The sequence below is a fragment of the Methylobacterium sp. Leaf89 genome (assembly GCF_001422215.1).
In the GTDB taxonomy this organism is placed as follows: domain Bacteria; phylum Pseudomonadota; class Alphaproteobacteria; order Rhizobiales; family Beijerinckiaceae; genus Methylobacterium.
Genome location: NZ_LMML01000011.1, coordinates 66303 through 78245 on the forward strand (window position 1 = coordinate 66303; position 11943 = coordinate 78245).

The following is an 11943-nucleotide window of genomic DNA, read 5'->3' on the forward strand; positions in this document are numbered from 1 at the left end:
ATAAATAATCAAACCTAGAGTTTGATTATTTGGCGGAGGCAGGTCGCGGCCGCCGTGAACCGAGGAGCGAAGCGATGTCGGCAATGTCCTACCCCTGCTACAAGATGAAGAAGGATGCGAAGGGACAGTGGTACTGGGTCTACTACGCCAAGAACGGCGAGGAGATCTCGAGGAGCAGCGAGAGCTACGCGGCGAAGGCGGATTGCCTGCACGGCCTGAAGCTCAACAAGGCCTCGGGCAACGATCCGATCTACGAGGTCTGAGACGACGCGCCGGAGCGCAGTCAGGGCACGCCGCCGCGGTCGGGATCGGCGTGCCCGCCGCATCCCGCTTGACGCCACGGCGCGCCCGGTCGAAACCGCGACGCATGACGATGCGTCCCATCCTCCTGACCAACGCCACATTGTGCGATCCGGCCACGGGCCGGCAGTCGCCCGGGCATGTCCTCGTGCGCGACGGCCTGATCCAGGATGTCGGCTGGGGGCCCGTCGCCGGGGTGCCGGACGACGCCGAGACGGTCGATTGCGGCGGCCACGTCCTCAGCCCCGGCCTGATCGATCTACGCGCCTTCGTGGGCGAGCCCGGCGCCGAGCACCGCGAGACCTTGGCCAGCGCCAGCGCGGCGGCCGCCGCCGGCGGCGTCACCACCCTGGTCTGCATGCCGGACACCAACCCGGTCATCGACGGGCCGGCCATCGTCGACTTCGTGCTGCGCCGTGCCCGCGACACGGCCAGCGTCCACGTCCTGCCCGCCGCCGCCATCACTAAGGGCCTCGCCGGCCAGGAGATGACCGAGTTCGGCCTCCTGCAGGAGGCCGGGGCCGTGGCCTTCACCGACGGCCTCAAGGCGGTGGCGAACGCCCAGGTCATGCGCCGCGCGCTGACCTATGCCCGCGACTTCGGCGCCCTGCTGATGCAGCACGTGGAGGAGCCGGACCTCGTCGGCGACGGCGTGATGAACGAGGGCGAGATGGCCTCCCGCCTCGGGCTCCTCGGCATCCCGCGCGAGGCTGAGACGGTGATGCTGGAGCGCGACATCCGCCTCGTGCGCCTCACCGGCGCCCGCTACCACGCGGCGATGATCTCCTGCGCGGATTCGGTCGAGATCGTGCGCCGGGCCAAGGCGGACGGGCTGCCGGTCACCTGCGGCGCCTCGGTGAACAACCTCGTCCTCAACGAGGGCGACATCGGCCATTACCGCACCTTCTGCCGACTCTCGCCGCCGCTGCGCCACGAGACGGACCGGCTCGCCCTGGTGGCGGGCCTCAACGACGGCGTGATCGACGTCGTTGTCTCCGACCACAACCCGCAGGACGTCGAGACCAAGCGCCTGCCCTTCGCCGAAGCGGCCGACGGGGCGCTCGGCATCGAGACCCTGCTGGGCGCGGCCCTGCGGCTGGTCCATACCGGCGACGTTGCCCTGCCGCGCCTGCTGGCGGCCCTGACGGCGAACCCGGCGGCCCTTCTCGGGCGCGCCGCCGGCCGCCTCGCGACCGGGGCGCCGGCCGACTTGGTGCTGATCGACCCAGACCTGCCCTACGTCCTCGACAAGCGCACCTTGAAGTCCCGCTCCAAGAACTCGCCCTTCGACGAGGCGCGCCTCCAGGGAGCCGCCGTGCTGACGATGGTGGCGGGCCGCATCGTCTTCCGGGCCCCCGCCGAGACCGAGGCCGCCGCGTGATCGCTCTGAACATGCTGCCGTGGCCCGTCCTGCTGGCGGCGCTGGCGGGAGGCTACCTCCTCGGCTCGATCCCGTTCGGGCTGATCCTGACCCGCTATGCCGGGCTCGGCGACGTGCGGGCGATCGGCTCCGGCAACATCGGCGCCACCAACGTCCTGCGCACCGGGCGTAAAGGGCTCGCGGCCGCCACCCTGCTGGGCGATGCGCTGAAGGGCACCCTCGCGGTGCTCCTCGCCGGTCGCTTCGGACTGGAGGCGGCCCTGGTGGCGGGCTTCGGCGCCTTCCTGGGGCACCTGTTCCCGGTCTGGCTCGGGTTCAAGGGCGGCAAGGGCGTCGCGACCTTCCTGGGCGTCCTGCTGGCCCTGAGCCCGCTGGGCCTCCTGGCCTTCGCGGCGATCTGGCTGGGCCTCGCCTTCACGCTGAAATACTCCTCCCTCGCGGCGCTGGCGGCCTCGGCTTTGACGCCCCTCGTCCTGTGGGCCCTGGGACAGCCTGCGGTTGCATGCCTGTTCCTCCTGCTCGCCATCCTGCTATGGTGGAAGCACGCGCCCAACATCCGCCGGCTGATCGACGGGACCGAGGGGCGCATCGGGCAGAAGGGCTGAGGCTCGCCGCCCGCTCCGGGAGGGGAGGGCGATGCAGCTCACCGATGCCCAGCGTCTCGATTGGCTGCGCCTCATCCGCAGCGAGGGGATCGGCCCGCGCAGCTTCCGCACCCTGGTCAACCGCTTCGGCGGCGCCGGGCCGGCCTTGGACGCCCTGCCGAACCTCACCGGCCGCAGCGGCCGGCGCATCACGCCGCCGAGCCGGGAAGAAGCCGAGGCCGAGCTCCGCGCGGCCGGTCGCCTCGGCGCCCGCCTCGTCGCCCTCGGAGAGGCGGATTACCCGAAGCTGCTGCAGGCCGCCGATTCGGCACCGCCGCTGATCGCGATCCGGGGTGAGGCCGCGATCCTGAACCGTCCAGCTATCGCCCTGGTCGGCTCGCGCAACGCTTCCGCCGCCGGCCTCGCCTTCACCGAGCGCCTCGCGCGCGGGCTCGGCGAGGCCGGGCTCGTCGTGGTCTCGGGGCTGGCGCGGGGCATCGATGCCCGCGCCCACCGGGCCGCCCTGGCGCGCGGTACGGTGGCAGTGCTGGCGGGAGGACAGGACCGGATCTACCCGGCCAACCATGCGGCCCTGGTGGAGGCGATCCTGGAGGCGGGCGGGGCGGTGCTGGCCGAGATGCCGATGGGGTGGGAACCGCGCGGGCGCGACTTTCCCCGGCGCAACCGCATCATCTCCGGCCTTGCCTACGGCACCGTCGTGGTGGAGGCCGCCCGCCGCTCGGGCTCGCTGATCACGGCCCGCTTCGCCCTGGAGCAGGGCCGGGAGGTCTTCGCCGTGCCGGGCTCTCCCCTGGATCCGCGGGCGGAAGGCACCAACGACCTGATCCGCCAGGGCGCGACCCTGGTCTCCGACGCCGCCCACGTCACCGACGTCATCGCCCCGCTGCTGGCGGGGGGCAGCGAGGCGCGCAGGGTGGAAGCCCTGGCCGTCGACCGGCCGGACCTCGCCGACGCGCCGATCTTCTGGGACGAACTCGACGTGGACGGCATCGTCCTGCCGCTCCCCGCCGAGGATTTCGCGGCGCCGGAGCCGGTGGACGACCGCGCCCGCCTCATCGCCTATCTGAGCCCGACCCCGATCGGAACCGACGAACTGGCGCGCACCGCCGGCCTCAGCGTCCGGGTCGTCCAGACCACCCTGCTCGAGCTGGAGCTCGACGGGCGCATCGAGCGCCACGGCAGCGGGTCGGTGTCCCTGGTGGGCTGAGGGCCGTCACGCGTCGTCTTCGGGCGCCTCCTCGCCCAGGGCGCGGCGCATCTGGTCGAGGCAGCCCTGCAGGATGTAGGCGGCGGCCAGCATGTCGACGACCTCGCCGCGCTTGGCCCGCGAGGCATCTGCCGCGATGAGGGCGCGGGTGACGGCGGCGGTGGAGAGGCGCTCGTCGCAGTAGAGGACGGGCAGGGGCAGCAGCGGCTTCATGTTGCGCACGAAGGAGCGGGTCGACTGGACCCGCGGGCCCTCGCTGCCGTCCATGTTCAGGGGCAGGCCGATGACGAGGCCGCCGACGGCGTGCCGCTCGCACAGGGCCGCCAGATGCTTCACGTCGGGGGTGAACTTCACCCGCCGGATCGTCTCCAGGGGCGAGGCGATCTGGCGCCCGACATCCGAGAGGGCGAGCCCGATCGTCTTGGTGCCGAGGTCGATCCCGATGAGGCGGGGGCCGCCCTGCGACGCCTCCGCGAAGGCCCGCATCTCGGCCTCGTCCATGTCCGTCGCTCTCCCGTGCCGCCGCCCGTCCTGCGCGATCCGCTCCCGGCCGGCAAGGGGATCCTCGCGGATCAGTGCAGGCCGGCCGACCCTTCGGTGCCGTCGCCCACGAAGCTGGCGGGGAGGGGCTCGGCGCCCATGCCGAGGATGCCGCGCACGGCAGCCCCCTGGCTCCGCCGCATCAGGTCGACGAGGTCAGCCCCGCCGAAGCGCACCGATTCGAGGTCGGCGCCGAGGACCCAGATCTCGTACTCGTCGCGCCCCGGCACCACGTCCCAGAACAGGAACTCGCCGGCCTCCGACCGGCCGAAGAAGCCGGCCCGTTCGACGACGCTGTGATCGTCGCCCTCCACCTCGAACCGATGCTCGGGCCGGTCGCCGAGGACGGAGGCGATGCTGTGGGCGATCAGCTCGGACTGGGCGACGAGGTCCGTCTCGGGCGCCTCGCTCGGGACCGCCACGCGAAAGGAGCCGTTGGCGAGCCCGGCCCCGAGGGTCCGGCAGAAGGCGCGGTAGCTCTCGGGCAGGCCGTAGCCGAGCTCCGCCTCCGCCCGGTCAAGGGCCGCCTCGGTCGCCACCGGACCCGGCGCGCAGGGCGAGAACACCGTCTCCCACATGAATCTGATCTCCGGCTCGTCGTTAACCTTGAGAAAACGTTGTCATAGCCTTGCGGGGACCGGATCGGCCAGAGCATCGTTAACGAACCGTTACGACGCTGGAAGCCGACCGCATGCCCCTGCCGCCCCACGCGACGAGACCCGCACCACGCCGGATGCCCCTGCGGCACAAGTTGATGCTGGCCCTGGCCTGCGAGATCCTGCTCGTCGGGTTCCGACAGGCGGATCGCGGGCCGGCGCGGGCCGGGATCCTCATCGAATCACCGGTACTGCCCCATCACGCGATCGCCTGAGGCGTCCGGGCCGCTCCGCCCGATCCGGCCCTCGCGCGGCCCCGCCGTTGCGAGCGCGGGAAGGCGGGTGCTATAGCCCGGCCCGACGCCCCATCGCCCGCGGAACCCCGACGGGCTGCGGATGGGGGCCTGAGGATCTGAAGACAGCATGTCGGTCGACGCAACGACGGTGAGGCGCATCGCGCACCTGGCGCGCATCGCGGTGAGCGAGGACGAGGTCGCCCCCCTGCAGGGCGAACTGAACGCGATCCTGGCCTTCGTCGAGCAACTCGGCGCGGTCGACGTGACGGGGGTCGAGCCCATGACCTCGGTCACCCCCATGGCGATGAAGAAGCGCGCGGACGCGGTCACCGACGGGGCCAAGGCCGACGCCATCGTGGCCAACGCCCCCGAGACCGAGGACCACTACTTCCTAGTGCCGAAGGTCGTCGAGTAGGCGCACGCGCCGCCGACCTCAAAACCGGCCGCCCCGAAGGACGGTCCGCACGGCGCCCGAACGGCGACGGCGGCTGTGCCCCGGGACCCACCAGGACGAGCGCCCAGGACTCTCGCAACCCATGACCTCTCTGAACGAACTCACCCTGGCGGAGGCCCGCGACGGGCTCCAGGCCAAGGACTTCTCCGCCACCGACCTGACCCGGGCGCATCTCGACGCCATGGAGAAGGCGCGGGCGCTGAACGCCTACCTCGTCGAGACGCCGGACCGGGCCCTGGCCATGGCGGAGGCGGCCGACACGCGGATCGCCTCCGGTGAGGCCCGTCCGCTGGAAGGCATCCCCCTCGGGATCAAGGACCTGTTCTGTACCGAGGGCGTGGCGACCACCGCCGGCTCGAAGATCCTCGAGGGCTTCACGCCGGCCTACGAATCAGCCGTGACCGCCAATCTCTGGCGCGACGGCGCGGTGATGCTCGGCAAGCTGAACCTCGACGAGTTCGCCATGGGCTCGTCCAACGAGACCTCCGCCTATGGCGACGTGGTCTCGCCCTGGCGCCGGGCCGGATCGGACGCCAAGCTGGTGCCGGGCGGCTCGTCGGGTGGCTCGGCGGCGGCGGTGGCCGCCCATCTCTGCCTCGGCGCCACCGCGACCGATACCGGCGGCTCGATCCGCCAGCCCGCCGCCTTCACCGGCACCGTCGGCATCAAGCCCACCTACGGGCGCTGCTCGCGCTGGGGCACGGTGGCCTACGCCTCCTCCCTCGACCAGGCGGGCCCGATCGCCCGGACGGTGCGCGACTGCGCCATCCTGCTCGGCTCGATGGCCGGCGCGGACGCGCGCGACACCACCTCCGCCGACCTGCCCGTGCCCGACTTCGAGGCGGCGGTGGCCCGCGGCGTGAAGGGCCTGACCATCGGCATCCCGAAGGAATACCGGGTCGCGGGCATGTCGGCCGAGATCCAGGCGCTGTGGGACCGGGGCGCCGCGATGCTGAAGGATGCCGGCGCCACGGTGCGGGAGATCTCGCTCCCGCACACCCCCTACGCCCTGCCGGCCTACTACATCGTCGCCCCGGCCGAGGCCTCCTCGAACCTCGCCCGTTACGACGGCGTGCGCTACGGCCTGCGCGTGCCCGGCAAGGACATCGCCGGGATGTACGAGAACACCCGCGCCGCCGGCTTCGGCCGCGAGGTGAAGCGCCGGATCATGATCGGCACTTACGTGCTCTCGGCCGGCTACTACGATGCCTACTACGTGCGGGCCCAGAAGATCCGCACCCTGATCAAGCGCGACTTCGAGCAGGCCTACGCCGCCGGTGTCGACGCGATCCTGACGCCCGCGACCCCGTCGGCCGCCTTCGGCATCGGCGAGAAGGGCTCGGGCGATCCGGTCGAGATGTACCTGCAGGACGTCTTCACCATCACGGTGAACATGGCGGGCCTGCCCGGCATCTCGGTGCCGGCCGGCCTCGACGCGCAGGGGCTGCCCCTCGGGCTCCAGCTCATTGGCCGGCCCTTCGACGAGGAGACGCTGTTCGCCGCCGCCCAGGTGATCGAGGACGCCACCGGGCGGACCAGGCTGCCGGCAGCGTGGTGGGCATGAGGCGCACGCGATGACGGTCCCGGTCTATCCTTTCGACGTCTGGATCTGGGCCGCCTTCGATCCGGTGCTGATCGCCATCGCCCTGGTGATGGGCTGGAAGTCGGACCAGTTCGTCAAGGTTATCCTCGTCTCGCTGATGGCCTTCGCCGTCTCGGTGCTGGTGTCCTGGGGCGTCACCGCGATCGGTATCCCGTGGCCGGCGCCGGTGAGCCACGACGGGCCGACCTTCTTCCCCGTGCGCTGGATCGCCGCCTTCCTGTGGGGCACCCTCGGTTTCCTGGCGCACCAGCTCTACCGCCTGCGCGCTTGACCGGGCGGGCCGACACTTCCACCTTTCCGGCGCGTACCCGCGCCCCGCAACGCTGAATCCGGGCCATCATGACCGCTGCCGTGAACCCCAAGAAGCTCATCAAGGGCGGCCTGCACGACTGGGAGGTCGTGATCGGCATGGAAATCCACGCCCAGGTCACGAGCCGCTCCAAGCTGTTCTCCGGCGCCTCCACCGAGTTCGGCGGCGAGCCGAACGACCACGTCTCGCTGGTGGACGCGGCGATGCCCGGCATGCTGCCCGTCATCAACGAAGCGTGCGTGGCCCAGGCCGTGCGCACCGGCCTCGGCCTCAAGGCGCAGATCAACCATCGCTCGGTGTTCGACCGGAAGAACTACTTCTACCCGGACCTGCCGCAGGGCTACCAGATCAGCCAGTTCAAGGACCCGATCGTCGGCGAGGGCGAGGTGCTGGTCGATCTGCCCGACGGCGAGTCGATCACCGTCGGCATCGAGCGCCTGCACCTGGAGCAGGATGCCGGCAAGTCCCTGCACGACCAGAACCCGACCCAGAGCTTCGTCGACCTCAACCGCTCCGGCGTCGCCCTGATGGAGATCGTCTCCCGGCCGGACCTGCGCTCGTCGGAGGAGGCGCGCGCCTACGTGACCAAGCTGCGCACCATCCTGCGCTACCTCGGCACCTGCGACGGCGACATGGAGAAGGGCTCGCTTCGCGCCGACGTCAACGTCTCGGTGCGCCGAGTCGGCGACCCGCTCGGCACCCGCTGCGAGATCAAGAACGTCAACTCGATCCGCTTCATCGGCCAGGCCATCGAGACCGAGGCCCGCCGCCAGATCGCGATCATCGAGGATGGCGGCACGATCAGCCAGGAGACCCGCCTGTTCGATCCGGGCAAGGGCGAGACCCGCTCCATGCGCTCGAAGGAAGAGGCGCACGACTATCGCTACTTCCCGGACCCGGACCTGCTGCCGCTGGAATTCGACCAGGCCTATGTCGACGCCCTGGCCGCCGGCCTGCCCGAGTTGCCCGACGCCAAGAAGGCGCGCTTCATCGCGTCCTACGGCCTGTCGCCCTACGATGCGGGCGTGCTCATCGCCGAGCGCGCCTCGGCCGACTATTTCGAGGCGGTGGCCAAGGGCCGCGACGGCAAGGCCGCGGCGAACTGGGTCATCAACGAGCTGTTCGGGCGCCTGAACAAGGAAGGCCACAGCATCGAGACCAGCCCGGTCTCGGCCGACCAGCTCGGCGCCATCGTCGACCTCATCGGCGAGGGCGTGATCTCGGGCAAGATCGCCAAGGACCTGTTCGAGATCGTCTGGTCCGAGGGCGGCGACCCGCGCCAGATCGTCGATGCGCGCGGCCTGAAGCAGGTCACCGACACCGGCGCCATCGAGGCGGCCGTGGACGAGATCATCGCCAGGAACCCCGAGAAGGTCACTCAGGCCCGCGAGAAGCCGACCCTGCTCGGCTGGTTCGTCGGCCAGACCATGAAGGCCACCGGCGGCAAGGCCAATCCGGCAGCAGTGAACGCCCTGCTGAAGGCGAAGCTGGGGATCGAGTAGAAGCGGGCCTGCGTCCGCGCCGCGGACATGCACGGTCGGTGCCGGGTCGGACACGACGTCATGCGGCCGGGCGAGGCGCTCCCTGGTTAGCTGAGAGAGGCGGCCGCCTCCGGGGGAGCTTCCCCCCCGTGGCAGAGGCGAGCGTCGCGGCGGCGCGCGAACTCTCCTACGTCCGCTCATGGGTCGAGCCGCTCGCGCGGGAGCGCGGCGGCGACGCCTTGAGACGAAGATATCGTGATCATTCGGCGCGAAGCACGCCGGCTCATCTAAATAGATCGGCGGCGGAAGCGGCCGAGGTGGGGCCTGGTGCATGTCTGAAGTCGTGCCGTTCTGGCCGCTTCTGCGCCCCGGAGACCGCTTCCGTCCCGTAATTCGCGTGTGCGCTGCTCAACGTCCAGGTCGAATCAGCCCTGGATGATCGCCGCAGCTTCCTGCTGGGGTGGAGTCATTCCCACATCTCCTGCGTCAGGTCGGTCGTGATCGTTATCCGATCAAGGCCTCCTCGTTGCTTGAGCTGTGCTTTGCCGTCGAAGCACCACATCAAGGTGCGACCGGATCGCGAATGCGTCAAGAGCCTATTTGCGTGATTTCGCGACTGTATTCATTCCCAGGGACTCGACCCTGAAATGTCCTGTCGCCGCAGTCGCTTGGGCGCAGCTGCCACCGCACGCCCCGTCGCTACAACCTACGGGGTGGGCACCGCGGTCCCGCTGAAGCGGCTCCGCAGGCCCGCGAGCCAGTCCCGCCGATGGGCGCCGGGCGCGCCCACCGAGACGGTGGCGGTCATGCCGGCGACCAGGGTGACGCCGTTTGGCACGACGTCGATGCGGATGCGCACCGGCACCCGCTGGGCGAGGCGGACCCAGGTGTAGACGGGGTCGACGTTCGGCAAGCCCTGGGTGCTCGCGGTGGCGTTGGCGGTGCTGATGCCCAGGGTGATGCTCTCCACCGTGCCGCGGATCAGCGGATCGTAGCCGAGGAGCTCGGCCGAGACCGGATCGCCCACGTGGATCCGGGCCATCTTGGTCTCCTCGAAATAGCCGTCGATCCAGAACGAATCGGTGTCGATGACGGCGATGTTGACCGTGCCGGTGGTGGCGTAGTCGCCGGGGCGCAGCAAGAGGTTCGTCACCCGGCCGTTCACCGGCGAGCGCACCTGGGTGCGCTGGAGATTGATCTTGGCCTGGGACAGCTGCGCCTTGGCCGAGGCCACCGCCGCCTCGGCGATCTTGGCGGTGCCGGCATATTGCTGCTTCTCCTCGATGGAGGTCGAGAGGGTGGTCAGAGCCTCGCGCCGGGCGGCCTGGGTCCGCTTGACCTGGAGGTCCGCCTCCCGGTTGTCGAGTTCGGCCTGGGCCGAGGTCACCGAGACCTCGAAGTCGAACGGATCGATGACGTAGAGGATGTCGCCCTTCTTCACGGTCTGGTTGTCGGCGACACGCAGCTCCGTGATCTGGCCCGAGACCTGGGGGGCTACGCTGGCGACCTGCACGCGCACCCGCCCATCGCGGGTCCAGGGGGCAGTCACGTAGAACTGCCAGACGAGGGCCGCCGCGACGAAGGCGCAGGCCAGGATGAGCCCGGTGATCAGCAGGCGCAGCACCCGGCGCCCCCGGCCGGGCGCGCGGGGGCGGGTATCCGGGGCGGAGCCGCGGGAGCGGCCGTCGGGCCCTGCGGCGGCGGTCTCGGCGGGCGGGTCTTGAGCCATGGTCACAGGAACACGATCAGGAGAGCGAGGATGCACACGTAGAGGCCGGCCTCCGCCAGGGGCGGGTTGGCCACGTAGCGGGCGATGCGCAGGCGCGCGAAGAGCAGGCGCAGACCTAGGAGGATCGCCAGCGCGCCGGCGGCGTAGGCCACGAAGGGCGAGAGCAGCACGCCGCCGAGATCGAGGTCGCTGCGCATCAGGCGCCCCGGATGCCGAGGCGGCGCAGGAAGCGGCCCTGACCCTCGGCGACGTGGGCGACCGTGGCGAGGTCGCTCACCGCCCGGGCGAGGTGCAGGCGCGTGGCCGGATCGGCCGGCCCGCCCGCGGCGAGAAGGGCCGCGGCGGCCTCCCGCATCCGGCCGGCATCGACGCTCGCAAGGGCCGCGCGGGCCCGGCCCGCGACCGCAGCCAGGGCACCGTCCCGGGCGAGGCCGCGCAGCTGCGCCTGGGCGCGCGCGGCCGCCGACTCCATCCGGGCGAGCTCGAAGGCGCGGTCGAGGCTCGCCCGGCGCACGGCCGCGCTGCCCGAACTCCAGCGGGCGAATTGCAGCAGGCGGTCGCTGTTGAGGCTCGTCCGGGTCGTGGCGTCGCCGCCCCGGCCCACCAAGGCCTCGACCAGGGCGCGCCGGGCTGAATCGAGGGCGAAGGCACGGTGGCGGGCGTTGGAGATGGGCAGGATGATCCGGACGGTGAAGAACAGGATCAGCGCCGCGAAGATCACCAGGAAGGCGTTGGTGAGGAACCCCTGCGGGTCGTAGCTCTGGGGGTTGGCGGGCGAGAGCAGCACGGGGAAGAACACCAGCAGGATGAACCCGATGCCGAAAGTCGGCGGGTTGAGGCTGAGGAAGCAGGCGGCGAAGACCACCGGCGCCATGGCGATCGCCAGCAGGGGGAAGCCCTGGACGCCGGCGAGCGCGCCGAACAGCACGAGACCGGCGCAGAGGGCGGCCAGCGGCATGCCGATGAGCACGCCCTTGGCGAAGACGCGCGGGTCGGGGGTGATCGCGGAGAGCGAGCAGGTCGCCGCCACCTGGACCAGGGCGAAGGAGGTGGCCGGCCATCCCGTGGCGACGAGGAGGAGGGCCGTGAGGCCGAAGGCGATCACCACCCGCAGGGCGCCCCGCACGGCCTCGGGCACGTCGCGGTGGGTCGGGAGCGGGACGTCGCGCAAGGGGCGCCCCCCATGGGCGAGGACGCGGGAGCCATTGGCCGCGAAGGCGGCCGCCCGGGCGAAATCGAGGGCGCGCTGCAGGGCGAGGATCGCGTCGAGGGGCTGGTCGCCCGCCCGCACGGCCTCCGCGACGAGGTCCGACAGGCGTGCCACCGCCAGGGCCGGGTCGGCCTCCGGCTCCGTCAGCCCGAGGCAGAGGGCGCGCGCCTCCGCGACGGCGGGCGACGGGGCGGGCAGGCGGGCCAGGGCCGCCCGGACATGGCGGGGGGG

The 11943-nt window shown here is 71.4% G+C and carries 14 protein-coding genes; 9 read left to right on the forward strand and 5 right to left on the reverse strand.

What is annotated here, in order from left to right:
• Positions 1-74 precede the first annotated feature (74 nt).
• The 4 genes from ASF18_RS06000 (at position 75) to dprA (ending at position 3493) form a co-directional block, all read left to right on the forward strand.
• Complete coding sequence (locus ASF18_RS06000) at positions 75-263, forward strand: DUF1508 domain-containing protein (protein ID WP_056350174.1); 189 nt, start codon at positions 75-77, stop codon at positions 261-263.
• Positions 264-373: 110 nt separating this feature from the next.
• Positions 374-1681, forward strand: coding sequence for a dihydroorotase (locus tag ASF18_RS06005; protein ID WP_056350273.1), 1308 nt, complete (start codon positions 374-376; stop codon positions 1679-1681).
• Positions 1682-1692: 11 nt separating this feature from the next.
• Positions 1693-2286, forward strand: a complete 594-nt coding sequence (plsY, locus tag ASF18_RS06010; RefSeq protein WP_056221792.1) for a glycerol-3-phosphate 1-O-acyltransferase PlsY — start codon at positions 1693-1695, stop codon at positions 2284-2286.
• Between the two features lie 31 nt (positions 2287-2317).
• Positions 2318-3493 carry a DNA-processing protein DprA gene (gene dprA, locus ASF18_RS06015; protein ID WP_056273843.1) on the forward strand — a complete coding sequence of 392 codons (1176 nt, stop codon included), beginning with the start codon at positions 2318-2320 and terminating at the stop codon, positions 3491-3493.
• Positions 3494-3499: 6 nt separating this feature from the next.
• On the opposite strand, the gene ruvX is transcribed toward dprA, so the two are convergent.
• Complete coding sequence (gene ruvX, locus ASF18_RS06020) at positions 3500-3994, reverse strand: Holliday junction resolvase RuvX (protein WP_056350177.1); 495 nt, start codon at positions 3992-3994, stop codon at positions 3500-3502.
• A gap of 71 nt (positions 3995-4065) precedes the next feature.
• A complete protein-coding gene (locus tag ASF18_RS06025) occupies positions 4066-4611 on the reverse strand; it encodes an SMI1/KNR4 family protein (RefSeq protein WP_056350179.1) in 546 nt (181 codons plus the stop codon).
• A 113-nt stretch (positions 4612-4724) separates the two neighbouring features.
• Between ASF18_RS06025 and ASF18_RS23560 the strand changes: the two genes are divergently transcribed.
• From ASF18_RS23560 to gatB, 5 genes are all read left to right on the forward strand, one after another.
• Positions 4725-4904, forward strand: coding sequence for a hypothetical protein (locus ASF18_RS23560; protein ID WP_156649686.1), 180 nt, complete (start codon positions 4725-4727; stop codon positions 4902-4904).
• A gap of 148 nt (positions 4905-5052) precedes the next feature.
• The gene (gene gatC / locus ASF18_RS06030; protein WP_056221539.1) at positions 5053-5340 is read left to right on the forward strand and encodes an Asp-tRNA(Asn)/Glu-tRNA(Gln) amidotransferase subunit GatC; all 288 of its coding nucleotides are present in this window, start codon (positions 5053-5055) and stop codon (positions 5338-5340) included.
• 121 nt (positions 5341-5461) lie between these two features.
• A complete protein-coding gene (gene gatA, locus ASF18_RS06035) occupies positions 5462-6943 on the forward strand; it encodes an Asp-tRNA(Asn)/Glu-tRNA(Gln) amidotransferase subunit GatA (RefSeq protein ID WP_056350181.1) in 1482 nt (493 codons plus the stop codon).
• Positions 6944-6953: 10 nt separating this feature from the next.
• A complete protein-coding gene (locus tag ASF18_RS06040; protein ID WP_056350183.1) occupies positions 6954-7253 on the forward strand; it encodes a hypothetical protein in 300 nt (99 codons plus the stop codon).
• A gap of 68 nt (positions 7254-7321) precedes the next feature.
• Positions 7322-8794, forward strand: coding sequence for an Asp-tRNA(Asn)/Glu-tRNA(Gln) amidotransferase subunit GatB (gene gatB, locus ASF18_RS06045; protein WP_056350185.1), 1473 nt, complete (start codon positions 7322-7324; stop codon positions 8792-8794).
• 685 nt (positions 8795-9479) lie between these two features.
• Here the strand turns inward: gatB and ASF18_RS06050 are convergent.
• From ASF18_RS06050 to ASF18_RS24575, 3 genes are all read right to left on the reverse strand, one after another.
• Complete coding sequence (locus ASF18_RS06050) at positions 9480-10502, reverse strand: efflux RND transporter periplasmic adaptor subunit (RefSeq protein ID WP_056273859.1); 1023 nt, start codon at positions 10500-10502, stop codon at positions 9480-9482.
• Positions 10503-10504: 2 nt separating this feature from the next.
• Positions 10505-10699, reverse strand: a complete 195-nt coding sequence (locus tag ASF18_RS06055) for a DUF1656 domain-containing protein (RefSeq protein ID WP_056221554.1) — start codon at positions 10697-10699, stop codon at positions 10505-10507.
• Positions 10699-11943: FUSC family protein (locus tag ASF18_RS24575; protein ID WP_244472593.1), on the reverse strand; the 1245-nt coding region annotated here is incomplete at its 5' end. The genes ASF18_RS06055 and ASF18_RS24575, both read right to left, overlap by 1 nt.